Origin of the sequence: Bacillus testis (genome assembly GCF_001243895.1) — a bacterium.
GTDB lineage: Bacteria > Bacillota > Bacilli > Bacillales > DSM-1321 > Bacillus_AD > Bacillus_AD testis.
This window is the reverse complement of the sequence record NZ_LN851186.1, coordinates 2273556-2292025: the sequence shown is the minus strand read 5'-3', so window position 1 is coordinate 2292025 and position 18470 is coordinate 2273556. Positions and strand designations below refer to the sequence as shown.

Genomic DNA, 18470 nt, shown 5'->3' with positions numbered 1-18470 from the left:
GCGCAGGAGTTTTTTTCGCTTACACAAAATTTCGGTTAGGCTTGATATAGCGGCGCAGCTCAATCAGCAGCATGCGCTGGGCCGATTGGGGGACAGTAACGGCTGCTAGATCTTTTGGATTGGGCCATATACCGACTGAATTCCATTTTACGGATATATTGCCTTCCCATAATATTTCTTTTTGCGCTGACATGACTTTTGTCACGACTACGGCTTCCTTGGATTGAAGCTCATCGTCAAGGGTGACGGCATCTTCCACAAAGAAGTCGAAGATATATGTGAAACCTTTCCATTCTCTTTTTACCTTCAAAATAGAATCACCTTGTAGTATTATTTGCTAGAATTATATAAAGTAATAGCTATAAACACAAATAGTTGATTTAGTGAAGTGGAGGAATACAGATGAAATTAACGGCACTTAAATGCCATGGGTCGGGCAATGATTTCTTGCTGATTGATGAGTATACGGATTCTTTAAATTATAGCGACGCCGAGCGGGCTGAGATGGCGGTCCGTTTATGCGACCGCAGTGAAGGACTTGGGGCGGACGGCATCCTTTTCTTCCAGGATAGCAAGATTGCCGATGGAAGAATGCGTGTCTTTAATTCCGATGGTTCAGAAGCTTCGATGTGCGGAAATGGCTTGCGCTGCGTGGCGCGATACGCGTGCGAGAAACTAGGCATGAAAAAACTTCGCATTGAAACGATGAAAGCCGTGCTTGAAGTAGAAGAAATGGAACCTTTAAGCGAAGGGGTCGAAACGTACAAGGTCGAAATTTCGCCTGTCTCTTTCCGGACGGCTGATCTGCCGATGAAGGCGCCGAATGAAACGTTCATTAATCAAACATTGGCAGACTGCAGCGACTTGCCATTTACGGCAATAGCGGTTCCAAATCCGCATTTTATTGCGATTGTTGACGATGCTGATGCCAAAAAGGATGAACAGCAAAAGCTGGCTGCCTATTGGAATGGGGAAAACCCTTATTTTCCTGATGGGGTGAATGTGAGTTTTGTTGAAGCGCTGCGCCCACAAGAAATATTCGTCCGGACATTTGAACGGGGAGTAGGCTTCACCAACGCCTGCGGAACGGCGATGAGTGCTTCCAGCTTGGTTGCCTGTCTACAGGGGCTGGCTTCATTCGGTGAGGAATTGACGGTCTACAATCCGGGAGGAAAAGTGAAATGCGCCGTCCACCAGCAGGAAGACCAATACACCATTGATTTGATCGGCAATGCCACCTATGAGTATAAGGTGGAAATGGAATACCAACCAGACGGGTACAAAGTCGGCAGCCGCGTCGATTTTCCGGAAGAAATCGCGGCTTACCAGCAGATGGTGAATAGAAAATAATAATGGAATAGGAGCGGGAGGAGCGAATCGGTGCATTCGCTCTTTTTGCTTATCAAGAGGAGAAATCGGATGATTTTTATTTTGTTCGAGTGAGCCTAATGTTCCACTTTCTCACTTATTTATTATATGATAAAAATTATGTTGCCTGTATAGACAGGCAGATGCGAACGTATTCAAAAGGAGAATGGTACATGAATATATATGAGACTTTGCCTGCGGGTATCCAACAACTGATTGATAAAAAGAAAAAACAGCATACAAAGACAATTCCAGAGGAAAAAGTCTATATGGCGCCTGATCAGGCTATGATCGAGGATGCTGCTGTTGCTTTGGCGCAGGGGAAAAATATTTTATTGAAGGGGCCTACCGGGAGCGGAAAGACGACATTTGCTGAAACGTTGTCCGGCTTGTTCCAAAACCCGATGCATATGATAAACTGCTCTGTCGATCTGGATGCCGAAAGCCTGCTCGGATTTAAGACGCTGCAATATAACAGCAATCACGAACAAGAGATCGTTTTTGTACCTGGTCCTGTAGTGCAAGCGATGGAAAAGGGGGAATTCCTCTACATCGATGAAATCAATATGGCCAAACCGGAAACGCTGCCGATTTTGAACAGCGTCCTAGATTACCGCAAAAGCCTGACCAACCCATTTACTTCAGAAACCGTGAAAGCGAAAGAAGGATTTGGGGTAATCGCCGCTGTCAATGAAGGCTACATCGGCACGACACCGCTTAACGAGGCATTGAAAAACCGGTTTATCGTCATTGATGTCCCTTATATTGAAGGGGAAACCCTCCGCAATGTGCTGAAAGAGCAAAGCCTCATTAGCGATTCAGAACATATTGAGTTCTTTATCGCGCTATCAAAGGATTTAATTCAAGCTACCAGACAGGGCACTTTGTCTGAAGAAGCTGCTTCCGTACGTGCCTTGTTGGATGCGGCAGACCTATCGGTGGCTATTCCGTTGAAGAGGGCTGTTCAGCGTGCAATCATCGATAAATTGGATGAAGACAGGGAAAAAGAATTTTTGGACAATATTGTCGAGATGTTATTGCCTTAAAGATGGGGAGCTGAAGCAATGAAATACATCAAATTCAATGATACAGTGGTCGATGCATCGATGGCGATTTCCCTCCGCAATATGGCCAGATTATTATCGGGCAATGAAGAGGTGCAGTTTGAGTTCGGTTTCGGGCACCAGATTAAACTTCAGGGGCCTTCCATATCTGCTAGCCATTTTTGGGACCATTACAGTGAACAGGACCGTAATGCCGGATATAAAAGCGATATTGTGCTGCGTGCATTAGGGACCTATCAATATAGCAATCTGCGCGTTCTGGATTTCTTCGGATCGCTGGCCAAAAAAATGAAAGCGCGAAACTTTGCCACCGCCTTGTTTACTTTTCTTGAAGACATTAGGCTGGAGGAAATCTGCAAAAAGAAAAAGCCTGGTACGGCCAAGTGGTTCAATGTGAGAAGGAAGCTTCTGTTATCTTATTACCACTCCCAAAGCGATGCCAATTATACGAGGGGATTTCCGGTCGATTTATTTTTCTGCATGATTGTGATCACTCTGTTGAGTGACGAAGGCGCCGTTGCTTTCAAGGTGGATGTTCCTCTTGAGCTGGAAGAGGCGCTTGAACAAATCAAACCTGATTTGTTTAAGGTGTACGAGCTGTCTTCAACGGCGGAGGTTGCCGGACTGATGGAAGGCTTGCTGTACAGAATTACTGCATTATTCAGCGAGGATATGCTCAATCCTTATTTGGTTATGCCGGTCGAGGATGATCGGGAATACAAACTTGAGTTGTCGCATACGTTTGCTGACCTGAAACGGAAGGACCGCCTGCGCAATGACGATCGTGAAGAGGAACCAGCAGACGATGCAGACACATTGGATGAGGCATTTTCAACATGGCATAGAGAACAAAAAAGCGAGCAAAAAAAGCAGACATTCCTGAGATTTGAATTGGAAAAAGGCGTGAACACAGCCATCCTCGGCAATGGTGCCAGGGAAGGAAGCGATGCAGACCAGGCCATGGCATCGGTGCAAGGATCGTCGCGGCAATCCAAACAGAAGGATTATGAAGATCTAGAGGCTTTGGACGAACAGAAAACAGCTAGCGAAGCAGAGAACAAAGTCTATCCATATGGTGAACGCAATCAATACGCGGTCCATATCCTCAAGAAGCCGCATCAAGCGACGGCAGAAGAGACGGAGAATTATCACGAATTGAAAAAATCAATCCAGCAAGAAAAACGGGCACTGGAGAAAACATTGCAGAAGAACATGGAACATAAACAGAATAACCGCCGTTCAGATTTGCTGTACGGCCGCCTTTCCCGCAAGCTGGTGCCGATAGTGACAGACCCGCTGCCGCGTGTTTTTCAGAAGAAAAACGCGATTGCTAAGGAACAGGATGTTGTGTTCACTTTACTGGTTGACTGTTCAGCATCTATGTTCGATAAGATGGAAGAGACAAGAAGGGCGGTGGCGCTTTTCCATGAAGTGTTGAAAGACTTGCAGATCCGCCATAGCATTGTCGGTTTTTGGGAGGATGCCAACGAAGTAAGGAAAGAGTATTTTCCGAATATCTACCATGAAATCACATCGTTTGATCATTGCCTGCATAATGGCAGCGGGGCGGCAATCATGCAGCTTGAACACCAGGAAGACAACCGCGATGGTTTTTCCATCCGCAAAGCGGCAGAGCAATTGAAGACCCGAAGTGAAAAGCATAAATTCCTGCTGGTGTTTTCTGACGGAGAGCCGTCGGCTGAAGATTACGAACAAAATGGGATTGTCGATACGTATACGGCAGTCAAGGAAGCCCGGAAAAACGGCATCCACGTCATGGGGATGTTCCTTTCTGACGGCGATGTGCAGGATAGCGAAGAAAATATGATGAAGAATATTTATGAAAAAGAATATATGATCATTCCGCAAATGGAAGAGTTGCCTTACTTGTTTTCGCAATTATTGAAGAAAATCCTGCTAAAAAGCATGTAGCCGATTTAAGGTTGTTTTCCTTTCTTCGTTTTGGGGGATTAATAGACTGAATGGCAAAGGGGATTTGCAACTGAAGAATTAGACATCCAAGGAGATCATACGTATGAAAAAAATGGCGTTGTTCATGAAAAACTATAAAAAGCAGTTATATATGGTCTTTTTCGCTGTCCTCATCGTAGCTTTTACGGCGATCTTCATCGATTTGCTGGAAGATTTGAAAGAAGCCGAATTAAGGGCCTTCGACCACAATGTCATTGCCTATATCCAGGGGCATGTTTCGGCCAGATTGACTGCCGTCATGAAAGTCATCACCTTCTTTGGCGGGAAAGTTTGGCTGATTGCCGCTGTCCTTGTTATTTCATTGGTTGTTGGCTTGAAGAAAAGAAGATACGGTTTCTTCCTGTTGCTTACGTCTGCTACAGGAAGTGCATTTAATCTGATGCTGAAAAATATGATCCAGCGTGAACGCCCGGATATTTTTCCAATCATTGAAGAAAGCGGCTATAGCTTTCCAAGCGGCCATAGCATGGGCTCACTGATCTTTTATGCGACTCTTGCTATTATCCTCGCGAAGATTTCCCGCAGAAAATGGGTCGACAGTATTATTATTGCTTTTTTTGTCCTCTTAGTGCTGGCAATCGGAATCAGCCGCATATACCTTGGCGTCCATTATCCAAGCGATGTTATTGGAGGCTACACGGCCGGAGCTTTCTGGGTATTGATTTGTTGGTTTATCTTTGATTTTTATGAAGAACGGACAAAAAAATAAGCATTACCATTGTATGTGGAAGTCTGCTCTGAAACAGTGCAAAATGAAAGACTGGCGGAACTTTTTCTTATTGGAGAGCGCAAAAAAATGCCTGGAAATCCAGGCATTTTTTTGCGTATATTCAGTTGGTTGGTTCAGTTTCTCGGTCTTCCTCATCCTCAAGGTAGGTCGTGCAATTAGGGCATCTTGTCGCATGGAGAGGGATCTCTGTTAAGCATGCCGGACATTCTTTTGTAGTGGCAGGCTCTTCCTTTTTTAGTAAACTGAATTTATTGACTTGCCTTAATACCAGAAAAATGGCGAAAGCGATGATTAAAAAGTTAACTACAACATTGAGGAAAGAACCATAGTTAATGGTCACATCGCCCGCTTTTTTTGCTGCATTGAGCGATAGGGACTGGCTTCCGGTCAAGTTGATATACAGATTGGAGAAGTCCACCTTGCCGACAATTAAGCCGATCGGCGGCATCAGGATATCATCGACAAATGATGATACAATTTTGCCGAAAGCCCCGCCAATCACGATGCCGACAGCCAGTTCGATTACATTGCCGCGATCAATAAATTTTTTGAATTCTTCCCACATGATGTTTCCTCCTGACAGACAGCGATTACGGATATTCACTCTATGACTCTTTCAATATTCCATTTTAACATATAATAAGAAAGTTCAGAAGGTTGTTGACAAATAACCAATAACTCTTTATGATGGTAAAAATGAAATATTTTGAATTAACTGAATAATGAACTCTTATCTAGAGGAGTCGAGGGATATGGCCCTGTGACGCTCCGGCAACCATCAAATATTGAACGGTGCCAATGCCATAGGAATTTATTCTAGTCGATGAGAGAGAAGTTGCTTTGGCTGATTGAAGGCGCTCTTTCTCTGAAAGGGCGTTTTTTGACGTTAAAATGGCTTTCAAGTTTCCCGACTTAAAGGAGGAATGGCGGAATGAAAACAGAAACGAAGCTGGTGCAGGCCGGCGTAAAAAAAGATGCAGCGACAGGAGCTTTAAGTACGCCAATCTATCAGTGTGCTACATTTGAACATCCTGAACTGGGTAAAAGTACAGGCTTTGATTATTCAAGGACAGCCAATCCGACACGGCAAGCCTTGGAAGAGGCAATCGCCGCTTTGGAGGAAGGGGACCGGGGATTTGCTTTTTCTTCAGGGATGGCAGCCATCACCGCCATCATGTTCCTGTTCAAGCCCGGCGACCACATCATCATTTCCGATGATCTGTATGGCGGTACATATCGTTTGCTAGAAGAGACATTCCGCATCTATGGAATCCATGCATCGTATGTCGATACCACCTCGATTGAAAAGATAAAGCAGTCCATAACGGATAGAACCGCGGCGATTTTCATTGAGACTCCATCCAATCCCCTAATGAAGGTGACTGATCTCGAGGCTGTTTGTTCGCTGGCAAAAGGCCATTCCATTTTAACCATTTGCGACAATACTTTTTTGACCCCTTATCTCCAAAAGCCGATTACCTTTGGGTTCGATCTGGTAGTCCATAGCGCTTCTAAATATCTCGGGGGCCATAATGATATCATCGGTGGACTTGTTGTGGCGGCCCATCCGGAATTGAGCGAAAAAATCGCCAAGCTGCAAAATGGGACCGGAGGCATTTTAGGCCCACAGGATAGTTGGCTTTGTTTAAGGGGGCTGAAGACATTGGCGGTGCGTATGGATAAGCAGCAGCAAAATGCCGCCGCTATCGCCAAATGGCTGGAGAACCATGATGCAGTCGAGTCCGTCTATTACCCCGGCAGCAGCACACACCCGCAATACGAACTTTCGGTACGGCAAAGCAAGGGATTTGGCGCCATGCTTTCTTTCGAGCTGAAGGATGAAGCTGCGGCCGCAGGGATACTGAAGCACGTCAAACTGATTTCTTTTGCAGAAAGCCTGGGCGGGGTTGAATCGTTGATCACCTATCCGGCTACCCAGACTCATGCGGATATCCCTGCTGCCATCAGGGAAGAAAAAGGAATCAGTTCAAGGCTGCTTAGGATGTCTGTCGGAATCGAGCATGCGGATGACCTGATAAAAGATTTGGAGCAGGCACTAAGCCTCGTTACACAAGCTGTTTTATCCTGAGTAAGCGCATAACGGGCATATTAACCGAATAAGAGGGGAATACTTGATGAATTTTCGCGATGAAGTACAAAAAAGAATATTGATTGGAGAAGGGGCCATGGGGACGCTTCTCCATGCAACCGGTGTAGATCAATGCAATGAAGAGTTAAACCTCACCCATCCAGAATTGATCAAGAATATCCACACGGCATACGTACAGGCCGGAGCCGATCTCATTCAATCCAATACATACGGAGCCAATCACTATAAATTGAAACGGTATGGGCTTGAAGATGATGTGTCTTCCATTAATAGAGAGGGCATGAAAATCGCCAGGAGCGCAGCAAGCAACGATTCCTTCGTATTTGGGACAATCGGGGCATCCCGGGGCTTAAAAAAATCGGATTTAACCCATGAAGAAATCAAACGCAATTTTCGCGAGCAGTTGTTCAGCCTGTTGCTGGAGGATCCAGACGGTTTATTGCTCGAAACGTTTTATGATTTTGAAGAAATCGAAACCGTTTTAAAAATAGCCAGGCAGGAAACCGATTTGCCGATCATCGCTAATGTATCGATGCATGAGGTCGGCTACCTGCAAAACGGCATGCATTTGGCTGAAGCATTGGCGCGGCTTGAGGACCTTGGGCCGGATGCGGTGGGGGTCAACTGCCGCCTAGGCCCCTATCACATGATACGGGCGTTGGAACAGGTTCCCATTCCGACCCGGGCGGTTCTATGCGCCTATCCAAACGCCAGCTTGCCTGAATACAGCGACGGCATACTGACTTATGGAGAAAATACAGAATATTTTGGCAAGAGAGCGTTGGAACTGAGAGAACAGGGAGTAAGAATAATAGGCGGCTGTTGCGGGACAACTCCGAAGCACATCAAAGCTGTCAAAGAAGCACTTCAAGGGTTGCCGCCAGTGACTTTGAAAAAAGCCAGGGCTCCCAAGATAGAGGTAATCGAAAGCAACCGAAAGGGCGAAAAACAGGCTTTCTACAATAAGGTGCGACAGGAACGGACCATCCTGGTGGAATTGGATCCGCCTAAAAAATTGGAAACATCACTTTATTTGGAAGGTGCTGCGGCCATTATGGCAGCTGGCGCCGATACCATCACACTGGCCGATAATTCGCTGGCCACGCCGCGTATCAGCAACATGGCAATGGGCATGCAACTGCAAACAATGGGAATCAATCCCTTGATTCATCTTGCCTGCCGCGACCATAACCTCATCGGCCTGCAGTCCCATCTGATGGGTCTCCATACGCTTGGAATGGAAGAATTATTGGTGGTAACGGGTGATCCCTCCAAAGTCGGCGATTTTCCAGGAGCCACCTCGGTGTATGATGTATCCTCCATGGATCTGATTGCGCTAGTGAAACAATTCAATGAAGGGATCTCTTACAGCGGGAAACCACTCGGCAGAAAAACAAATTTTAAGGTGGCCGCTGCCTTTAATCCCAATGTCAAGGTTCTTCATAGAGCGGTCGCCCGCATGGAGAAAAAAGTGAAATACGGGGCGGATTCCTTTTTGACACAGCCTATTTATTCCGTCGGGCAAGCAGAAGAACTCTATCAAGCTGTAAAACATTTACCCGTGCCTGTTTTTGTCGGGATTATGCCGCTCACCAGTTACCGGAATGCTGAATTCATCCATCATGAAGTCCCAGGCATCACATTGCCGGACCAGGTGCTTCGGGCGATGGCAAAGGCAGAGACGCCGTTGCAGGCGGAAAGGGAAGGAATGGCGATCGCTAAAGAATTGGTATCCGCAGTGATGGACCGCTTTAACGGTATTTATCTAATTACACCGTTTCTTCGCTATCGGATGAGTGTTGAGCTAACGAAATATATCCGCATACAGGATGCAATCAAAGTTGAAGGAAGTGTTCTCTATGAGTAAACCAAGTCTGCAACAATTAATGAAGGAAAAGATACTCCTGTTGGATGGGGCCATGGGAACGATGATCCAGAAAGCAGACCTTTCTCCCGCCGATTTTGGGGGAGAAGCGTATGAAGGATGCAATGAATATGTCACACTTACGGCGCCAGATATCATAACAGGCATTCATGATGCCTATTTGGCTGCCGGCTCGGACATTATTGAAACCAATACATTCGGCGCTACACGGATTGTCCTTGCTGAATATAATCTTGGGCACTTGGCGTATGAACTGAATGTCGCTGCCGCCAGACTGGCAAAGGAAGCTTGCAGCTCATACCAGTCTAAGGAAAAGCCGCGCTATGTAGCCGGCTCGATCGGTCCAACGACGAAGACATTGTCTCTGACAGGGGGAACAACGTTTGATGAGCTAGTCGATTGCTACCGCGAACAGGCGAAAGGGCTGATTGATGGCGGTTGTGATTTGTTTATTTTGGAGACATGCCAGGATTTCTTGAATGTAAAAGCTGCCTTTAACGGCATCGAACAGGCTTCCGAAGAAACAGGGCGCAAGTTGCCGCTGATTCTATCGGGAACAATCGAACCGATGGGCACAACGCTTGCCGGCCAGCCAATCGATTCTTTTTACCTTTCTGCTGAATATATGAAGCCGTTGGCAGTCGGATTGAATTGTGCGACCGGCCCGGAGTTCATGAGCGACCATATCAGAACACTGGCAAGCCTCGCAAATACAGCAATCAGCTGCTATCCGAATGCCGGCCTTCCCGATGAAGAAGGCCACTATCATGAATCACCCGAATCACTAGCAGAAAAAGTGAAACAGTTTGCATTAAAAGGATGGGTAAACCTGATTGGCGGGTGTTGCGGCACAACCCCTGCCCATATAGAAAAGATGGCAGCCGCTTTAGAAGGAATCCCGCCGCGGGCAATCCCTGCAGAAAGGGAGCATCACGGTGTCTCCGGCAACGATGCTCTATTCTATGACGACAGCATGCGTCCGCTGTTTGTCGGGGAACGGACCAATGTAATCGGATCGAGAAAGTTCAAGGAATTGATCAGGAATAAAAAATTCGAACAAGCTGCTGAAATTGCGCGCTCCCAAGTCAAAAAAGGAGCTCATGTCATCGATATTTGCCTGGCTGATCCGGATGATGATGAACTGAATAATATGAAGGAGTTCGTCCAGGAAGCCGTCAAGAAAGTGAAGGTGCCTTTAGTGATCGACAGTACCGATGATGAGGTCATCGAACAGGCCCTTAAACACTCCCAAGGAAAAGCGATTATCAACTCTGTCAACCTGGAAGACGGGGAAGCCAAGTTTGCGTCGGTGAGCAAGCTATTGCACCGCTATGGCGGGGCGCTTGTCGTGGGAACAATCGATGAAAAGGGCATGGCTGTTACGGCTGAAGATAAATTGCGGGTGGCAAAGCGTTCATATGAACTGCTCGTCCATAAATACGGCATCCATCCGAATGACCTTATTTTTGACCCGCTCGTCTTTCCGGTAGGAACAGGAGATGAGCAGTATATTGGAGCGGCTGCAGAGACCATCAAAGGGATACAGGCAATCAAAGAAGAACTGCCGGGCTGCTTGACCATCCTCGGCATCTCCAATGTATCATTCGGCTTGCCGCCGCGCGGGCGGGAAATCCTGAATGCCGTTTTCCTTTACCATTGCACAAAAGCAGGCTTGGACTACGCTATTGTCAACACGGAAAAATTGGAACGCTATGCTAGCATCGGAGAGGAAGAACGCGATCTTTCTGATCAACTCATTTTCGAAACAAATGATGGTACTTTGCAGCGCTTCATCGCTTACTATCGTGGCAAGAAATCGGAAAAACGGGCTGAAACTGCTGAGCTTCCACTATTAGAAAGGCTTGCCTATTATATCATTGAAGGCACAAAAGAAGGGTTGATCCCTGACCTGGATGAAGCGCTGGGGCTGGGGATGAAGCCGCTCGATATTATTAACGGGCCGCTGATGGACGGAATGGCAAAAGTCGGCGAGCTATTCAATGACAACCAATTAATCGTAGCGGAAGTGCTTCAGAGTGCTGAGAGCATGAAGGCTTCTGTTTCTTATCTTGAAGGCTTCATGGAACAAGGAGACGCCGGCGGGGCTTCCAAGGGGAAAATCATCCTAGCGACTGTCAAAGGGGATGTCCATGACATCGGCAAAAATCTCGTTGACATTATCTTATCGAATAATGGGTATGAAATCATCGATCTCGGCATTAAAGTTCCGCCACAACAGATCATTGAGGCGGTCCGCGAACATAAGCCGACTATGATCGGCCTTTCCGGATTATTGGTGAAGTCGGCGCAGCAGATGGTACTGACTGCGCAGGACCTTAAGGAGCAACAGATCGATACACCAATCATGGTCGGCGGTGCTGCCCTGTCCCGGAAATTCACCGATACAAAAATTGCGCCCCAATATGACGGTACGGTCATTTATGCGAAAGACGCGATGCAGGGACTCCAGCTGGCTAACACCTTGCATGGCGAGCAAGCGGAAAAGGAAAGCTATCTGCAGGAACTGGCCGATAAACGGCAGAAAGCTGTTGTGACTGCAACTGCCGAAAAGCAGGGTGCAGTAGCGGTATTATCAAAGCCTAAAGTCGAAATGGCGCCGGCAGTTGTCAAGGTGCCGGAAAACCTCGACAGGCATGTTCTAGCTGGATATCCGCTTGATTTCATTCTTCCTTACGTGAACAAGCAAATGCTGTTAGCCCACCACTTGGGGTTGAAGGGAAGGGTGGACCTCCTATTGCAACAAGGGGATGAACGGGCCATCATGTTGAATAATCTGGTACAAGAACTAATTGAGGATCTGAAGAGAGAGCGGCATCAAGTGAATGGCGTCTATCGGTTTTTTCCTGCCCAAAGCTCCGGGAATAAAGTGTTGATCTATCATCCGGATCATCAACAAGAGATATTAGAAACCTTTGACTTCCCTCGCCAGGAAAAAGCCCCTTTCCTATGTTTAGCGGATTACTTGAAACCGGTCGATTCCGGGGAAATGGATTATGTGGGCATGTTTATCGTGACAGCCGGTGCCGGCATCAGAGAACGCAGCGAGCATTTTAAAGAACAAGGGGAATTCCTCAGAAGCCATGCGATTCAATCGCTGGCCCTCGAAACGGCCGAAGGCTTCGCTGAGCGAATCCACCATATCATGCGCGATAAATGGGGAATTCACGATCCCGTCGATATGGCCATGCGCGACCGTTTCGCAGCCAAATATACCGGACAGCGCTACTCATTCGGCTACCCGGCCTGCCCGAACCTTGAAGACCAGGAAAAGCTATTCAGGCTGCTACAACCGGAGGATATCGGCATCCAGTTGACAGAAGGATGCATGATGGAACCGGAAGCAAGCGTTTCGGCGGTGGTGTTTGCCCATCCGGAAGCTAGGTATTTTAATGTGGAGAGATAAGTTGGCAGATCAACGTTTTGGAGATCTCCTGATCGGTTTGCCCCATTTTAGCTGGCACTAAGACTCCCGCTTCAACAGGGAATGAAAACAAAGAGTGTAAGTGGGCGATCAAGCGCCAGTGAAAATTCGATTGGTTCCATTCATAATCGGTGGGGATGAATGGAACCACCGATTAAAGCCTCACTTTATCATAGAGTAAAAACATAGGGAACATACAGTATATTATGGCCTGGTCTCTTACTATAAGAACAGGCCTTTTTTTGTTGTACACTGTATAGGTGTAACCCTTAATTGGATAGTCCACATTCAGTGAAAATAGAATTAAGTCTAAACGTTGGAATGTGAAACCTTTTCTTGTCTTGAGGAAGCCGCCAAGCGAGGAATAGCGAAAAGAAGCTTTCCCATTCATTTTTCTGGCATCCAGGCAATGAGTTTTATAGAATGAAAGAAAGAGTATGATTGATTCATACACATCCATTCAAAAGGGGAAGATGCATGAAGAAACTTATAAAATGGACAATTGTGATCATTCTCTTGCTCATGGCCTGGACAGTCTTCAAATCCTTTATGCCGGTTTCCATTCCGGCAGAGAAGATGGAGGATATAAAGACAGCAACAGAAAAAGCAAGCCAGGGAAAGATACAGGTCGATTGGAAAACAATAGCGGCTGTTGCGGCAGTCGAGTATGACATAGATACATTGACTGATGAGCAAATCGTACGGATCGTCGATTTGTTCATTGTGGAAAACGAAGGGCGGTACTCCGTCAAATCCATTGAAGAAGTGGCGGCGATGCTTGATTTCAACATCAGGCAAAAGCAGGAGCTGGCGGCTTATGAGAAGTATCTGGCGGGAGTGGGACGGTTTTTCGTAAAGGATGATACGAGTATGCAGACACAATTCATCGCGAGCATCGAGAAAGCTGGCATCGAGAATTACCGAGAATTCGGCGTTCTGCCTTCCGTCACGATCGCTCAGGCTATTCTGGAGTCTAATTGGGGGCGCTCGCATTTGTCAACGGAATATAATAATCTGTTCGGCATCAAGGATCATGGCTGGAGCGGAAAAACGGCAAGCCTCCATACCAGCGAACAATATGATAGGCAAATAACGGCAAAGTTCAGGGTGTACGATTCGATTGATGAATCCATCAAGGACCACGGCCGATTCTTGAAAGAGAACCCCCGCTATACAAAGCACGGCTTGTTTGAAGCTGAAACTTACGCCGATCAGGCAATGGCATTGCAGGCGGCAGGCTACAGCACGAAAGAAAACGAAAACGGCGAAAGAATATACGGCCGCCAACTGATGGGAATCATCGAACAATACCGGCTTTATGAAATAGACAACGATGTGCAGAGTGCCAACGTATAAAAGGCTTGGGAATACCCAAGTCTTTTTTTATGCTATTTTCGTGCAGTTGGTTGTTTTATTGTAAAAAAAAGGTATTCTTTTAAGTGAGGCATAGAAAACGAGACAATGAATGTCTTTTCTTAAAATGACAGGGGGGAATCGATATGACAGCCGCTATCATACAGTTAATGGTTATACAAGTGGCATTACCGGCCGCTTTTATTATTGCGTTATGGAGAAAATCGTTCCATAGCAGGTTGGAATGGCTTGTAGAGGCACTGTTTACGGTGTTGTTTGTAATTGGGTTGTTTGTCCGGTCTCCATGGGATTGGCTTAGCTATTATTTGCGGTATGTATGGATGATTTTAATGATAGCTGCCATTTACCGATCATGGAAAAAGGGGAGGGTTTTGCCTTTCCGCATCAAATACCGCCGCGGCCAGAAATGGTCCTTAGGTATCTATGTGATCCTTTTATTGTTTCTCGGCCTAAATAATGTGTGGGCATTCAGCGGCTTTACTACGGATGACTCCCCAATTGAACTTGGATTCCCGTTAAAAGACGGGACATATTATGTTGGCCAGGGAGGAAATTCTGTACAAATCAATTATCATAATGCATATCCGCCTCAGAAGTATGCTCTGGATATTGTGAAGCTTAATGGACTGGGGATGCGGGCCGGCGGTATTTATCCGAAGGAGCTGAATCGGTACGCTATTTATGGAGAGGCATTATATAGTCCATGCTCCGGTAAAATAATAGAAGCACGCCATGATTTGCCTGATTTGATACCACCGGAGGCAGACTCTGGCAATCCAGAAGGAAATTACGTAAATATACGATGTGATGATGGGAATGTGAATGTCATAATCGCCCATATGCAAGAAGGAAGTAGTAGTGTAGAAGTTGGTGAAATGGTACAACAAGGACAGGACATTGGATTTGTGGGAAATTCAGGAAATACAACAGAACCCCATTTGCATATTCATGCCGAAAAAGACGGAGAAGGAGTTCCAATCGAGTTTGATGGCAGATTCCTCAAAAGGAATAGTTTAGTGAGATAGCTGAAAATTTTGCCTCAACTAGTATACGAAACAATTTTTCGCGCTGATGCACCAGAAAAGCGACAGAAATCGCAATAAATATAAATAAGGCAGTCAATCACATAAATTGACTGCCTTTCTTCATTTTCCCTTTGTTTATTCCATCTATTAAGTTAAGCGATCCCCTTATACTTGCTCACTTGATTGTGATAGCCATCAACAGTAAGGAGGCAAATAGCAGAATGACGACTGAAAATATGGATAAAAAGCTGAAGTACTTAATCCAGCCCGATTCTTTTTTGATGATGGCCACGATACTGAGAACGATGCCGGCGATGTACAGTCCAATGGCGACATACCACATAAATGAAAGCGGGTTAAACAAAAAGGAAGCTGCCAGTGATAGGATGGCAATAAGTGAAAACCAAAATGACAGTTTGCTGAAGGACAAAGAGACTTCCTCCTCTTCAAAAGGGTATATGCCAAATTATAGCAATAGAAAGGGAGAGGGTACAATATATATCTGAATATTCTCTAAAAATATTATGCAGCCAGTTAATTGTTCCTCAACAATCAAGGCAAATTTAACAGAATGAAAAAATCTTTTTTCAAGGGATAAAGTCAAAGCCTGCAAAATGAAAGGGACAAAGGAGAGAATATATGAAGAAAAGGAGCTATCCGTACTACGTACTAAACCCAAAAAGCTAGATTAAAAGTTAAGCATCCAAGCGGGCGTATTGCTGTAAACAAAAAATAGCCATGAATCCGATTATTAGAAAACGGAACATGTAGAACATTGATAGTCAATATTCATTATATTAAAATAATAAAAGAATGAGGCATAGAAAGGAAGGGGATCACGCTTTGGAAATGTATCGAAAAACAGTAAGCGAAACGGTCAAAGAATTGGACTCTTCCTTGGAAGGTTTACAGCAAGAAGAAGTGAGCCATAGGCAAAATGCCTATGGATTCAATGAGTTGGAGCAACAAGGGAAGGAGCCTGTCTGGAAGTTAGTGCTAGAGAATTTCAAAGATGCCATGGTCATTGTGCTCTTAATCGCTGCCATCGTGCAATTCTTATTAGGACAAAGCGTGGAGGCTGTGATTATCGTCATTGTCCTGCTAGTCAATGCGATTATTTCCGTGCTGCAGACCAAGAAAGCTGAAAATTCTTTAAATGAGCTCAGGCAGATGTCCGCCCCTACAGCCAAGGTGGTCCGGAATGGCATGAAGCAAACAATAGATGCACGCGAGCTGGTCAGGGGCGATATTGTCCATCTGGATGCTGGAGATTTTGTCCCTGCGGATGGCCGACTGGTGGAAAGCGGGAGCCTGAAAGTTAATGAAGGAATGCTGACGGGAGAGTCGGAAGCTGTGGAAAAACAGACCGAGCCCATCTTAGAAGAAGTGCCATTGGCAGACCGTACAAATATGGTTTACAGTGGGTCCTTAGCGGTTCATGGCAGGGGTGTTTTCATTGTCACTTCTACAGGAGCGCAATCGGAAATCGGAAAGATTGCCGCCTTGCTTGAAAGTGCGGAGGCCAAGCAAACGCCTTTGCAACTGAAGTTGGAACAGTTCAGTAAAAAGCTGGGGCTGGCCATCATGGCTCTTTGCGTATTTATTTTTATTGTCAAAGCAATTCAGGTGTTTATTTCCGGCCATCCGGCAGATATGAAAATCGCTCTCTTCAACGCACTGATGTTTTCTGTGGCAGTGGCGGTTGCCGCAATCCCGGAAGCTTTGTCTTCCATTGTTACGATCGTGCTAGCGTCAGGCATGAATAAAATGGCAAAACAGCATGCCATTATCAGAAAATTGCCTGCCGTAGAGACACTGGGTTCCACCACGGTCATTTGCACTGATAAAACAGGGACGCTCACCCAGAATAAAATGACGGTAGTGGATCACTATCTGCTGGAGCACAGCAATACTCCTTTTCTAGTGGCCATTGGGGCTTTGTGCAATGACGCCCATATTAATGAAGACGGAAAAGAACTGGGCGACCCGACTGAAGTAGCATTGCTTGCTTATGCCGATCGGCAGGTTGAAAACGCACAGACGATCAGACATGATTCCCCACGGCTTGCGGAGCTTCCTTTTGATTCTGACAGGAAAATGATGAGTACCCTCCATAAAATAAATGGGAAAAATCTTATGGTGGTTAAGGGAGGGCCAGATGTCATTTTCAGCAGATGCACCACAATCTTAAAAGGAAATAGGGAGGAGAAAATGACGGAGGAGATGCTGGCACGCCTGCGTATGGAAAATGAAGCATATTCAGGCCAAGCACTCCGTGTACTGGCATTTGCCTATCGTGAGTTTCCGGCTGAAAAAAGCCGCTTGGAGCTTAAGGATGAAAAGGAATTGACGTTCGTTGGATTGATAGCCATGATGGATCCGCCTAGGGAAGAAGCGGCAAAAAGTATTCGAAAAGCGAAGCGGGCAGGCATCAAGACAGTGATGATTACCGGAGACCATAAGACAACAGCTGAGGCAATTGGCCGGCAGATCGGCTTGATGGATGACGAAGATCGGGCTTTATCCGGCCAGGAATTGGACCGCCTAAGTGACCGTGAGCTGGAAGAAGTCCTAGAAACGGTGTCTGTATATGCCAGGGTTTCTCCGGAAAACAAAATACGGATTGTTCAGGCCTGGCAGAAGAAAAAGAATATTGCTGCTATGACAGGCGACGGTGTCAATGATGCACCTGCTCTTCAACAGGCGGATATCGGCATTGCCATGGGCAGCGGGACAGATGTGGCTAAGGATGCTGCTGCCATGATACTGACGGATGACAATTTTGTATCCATTGTGTCAGCGGTTGAAGTGGGCAGAACGGTTTTTGACAATATCAAAAAGAGTATTTCTTACTTGTTCGCCGGCAATTTAGGCGCCATTTTCGCCATTCTGTTCGCGCTGGCTTTCAATTGGGTGAATCCGTTCACCGCTCTGCAGCTGTTGTTCATTAATTTGGTGAACGATTCTCTTCCGGCTATCGCACTGGGGATGGAAAAAGCGGAACCAGGGATTATGGACCGGAAGCCGCGCCTGCTGGACGAAGGTATTTTTGCCGGCGGCACCATGAGAATTGTGCTTGTCAGAGGTGGGTTAATCGGTTCAGCCGTTATTCTTTCGCAGTGGATCGGCCTCGGGCAGTCGGAGGAAATCTCTGTGGCGATGGCTTTCACCACGCTCATATTGGCAAGGACCTTGCAGACATTTGCGGCCCGGTCGAATTCCCAGACGATCTTTCGCATAGGCTTTTTCAGCAATAAATACGTTCTAGGAGCTGTGTTTGTGTGCCTATGCTTGTATGGGTTGACCGTGTTGCCGGGAATCCGGGAAATCTTCGCTATTCCTTCGTCCTTCGGTTGGAGGGAATGGGGCTGGGCAGCTTCACTGGCTGCAGCTTCCGTTTTACTGATGGAAGCGACTAAATGGATCAGACCTAAAAATGAGGGACATCTTTAGGATGTTCCTTTTTTTGCTGTCTATTTC

At 46.2% G+C, this 18470-nt stretch carries 13 protein-coding genes and 1 riboswitch; of the genes, 10 read left to right on the top strand and 3 right to left on the bottom strand.

Annotation, left to right across the window (positions count from 1 at the left end; all coding sequences use genetic code 11):
• Nucleotides 1-19: 19 nt before the first annotated feature.
• On the bottom strand, nt 20-310 hold the full coding sequence (locus tag BN1765_RS11555) for a hypothetical protein (protein WP_050615276.1): 291 nt from the start codon (nt 308-310) through the stop codon (nt 20-22).
• 92 nt (nt 311-402) lie between these two features.
• On the opposite strand from BN1765_RS11555, the gene dapF reads away from it, so the two are divergent.
• The 4 genes from dapF to BN1765_RS11535 all read left to right on the top strand — a co-directional run bounded on the left by dapF (nt 403) and on the right by BN1765_RS11535 (nt 5133).
• Complete coding sequence (gene dapF / locus BN1765_RS11550; protein WP_050615275.1) at nt 403-1350, top strand: diaminopimelate epimerase; 948 nt, start codon at nt 403-405, stop codon at nt 1348-1350.
• A gap of 191 nt (nt 1351-1541) precedes the next feature.
• Nucleotides 1542-2414 carry an ATP-binding protein gene (locus BN1765_RS11545; protein WP_050615274.1) on the top strand — a complete coding sequence of 291 codons (873 nt, stop codon included), beginning with the start codon at nt 1542-1544 and terminating at the stop codon, nt 2412-2414.
• An 18-nt stretch (nt 2415-2432) separates the two neighbouring features.
• A complete protein-coding gene (locus BN1765_RS11540) occupies nt 2433-4364 on the top strand; it encodes a nitric oxide reductase activation protein NorD (protein WP_050615273.1) in 1932 nt (643 codons plus the stop codon).
• A 103-nt stretch (nt 4365-4467) separates the two neighbouring features.
• A complete protein-coding gene (locus BN1765_RS11535) occupies nt 4468-5133 on the top strand; it encodes a phosphatase PAP2 family protein (protein ID WP_050615272.1) in 666 nt (221 codons plus the stop codon).
• A 121-nt stretch (nt 5134-5254) separates the two neighbouring features.
• Here BN1765_RS11535 and mscL read toward each other — a convergent pair whose 3' ends face one another.
• On the bottom strand, nt 5255-5719 hold the full coding sequence (gene mscL / locus BN1765_RS11530; RefSeq protein ID WP_050615271.1) for a large-conductance mechanosensitive channel protein MscL: 465 nt from the start codon (nt 5717-5719) through the stop codon (nt 5255-5257).
• A gap of 162 nt (nt 5720-5881) precedes the next feature.
• A riboswitch (SAM riboswitch) is annotated at nt 5882-5984 on the top strand.
• A 101-nt stretch (nt 5985-6085) separates the two neighbouring features.
• Here mscL and BN1765_RS11525 point away from each other — a divergent pair.
• The 5 genes from BN1765_RS11525 to BN1765_RS11500 all read left to right on the top strand — a co-directional run bounded on the left by BN1765_RS11525 (nt 6086) and on the right by BN1765_RS11500 (nt 14990).
• Nucleotides 6086-7243, top strand: a complete 1158-nt coding sequence (locus BN1765_RS11525; RefSeq protein ID WP_050615270.1) for a trans-sulfuration enzyme family protein — start codon at nt 6086-6088, stop codon at nt 7241-7243.
• Between the two features lie 46 nt (nt 7244-7289).
• Nucleotides 7290-9131, top strand: coding sequence for a bifunctional homocysteine S-methyltransferase/methylenetetrahydrofolate reductase (locus BN1765_RS11520; RefSeq protein ID WP_050615269.1), 1842 nt, complete (start codon nt 7290-7292; stop codon nt 9129-9131).
• Entirely contained in the window at nt 9124-12573 is a 3450-nt protein-coding gene (metH, locus tag BN1765_RS11515; protein ID WP_050615268.1) for a methionine synthase, read from the top strand. Before BN1765_RS11520 ends, metH begins: the two co-directional genes overlap by 8 nt.
• Nucleotides 12574-13068: 495 nt before the next feature.
• Nucleotides 13069-13947 carry a glycoside hydrolase family 73 protein gene (locus BN1765_RS11505; RefSeq protein ID WP_050615266.1) on the top strand — a complete coding sequence of 293 codons (879 nt, stop codon included), beginning with the start codon at nt 13069-13071 and terminating at the stop codon, nt 13945-13947.
• Nucleotides 13948-14090: 143 nt separating this feature from the next.
• Complete coding sequence (locus BN1765_RS11500; RefSeq protein ID WP_050615265.1) at nt 14091-14990, top strand: M23 family metallopeptidase; 900 nt, start codon at nt 14091-14093, stop codon at nt 14988-14990.
• Nucleotides 14991-15165: 175 nt separating this feature from the next.
• On the opposite strand, the gene BN1765_RS20070 is transcribed toward BN1765_RS11500, so the two are convergent.
• Nucleotides 15166-15420, bottom strand: coding sequence for a hypothetical protein (locus BN1765_RS20070; RefSeq protein ID WP_147554184.1), 255 nt, complete (start codon nt 15418-15420; stop codon nt 15166-15168).
• Nucleotides 15421-15833: 413 nt separating this feature from the next.
• Between BN1765_RS20070 and BN1765_RS11490 the strand changes: the two genes are divergently transcribed.
• Nucleotides 15834-18443, top strand: coding sequence for a cation-translocating P-type ATPase (locus tag BN1765_RS11490; RefSeq protein WP_050615263.1), 2610 nt, complete (start codon nt 15834-15836; stop codon nt 18441-18443).
• The last annotated feature ends 27 nt before the right edge of the window (nt 18444-18470 follow it).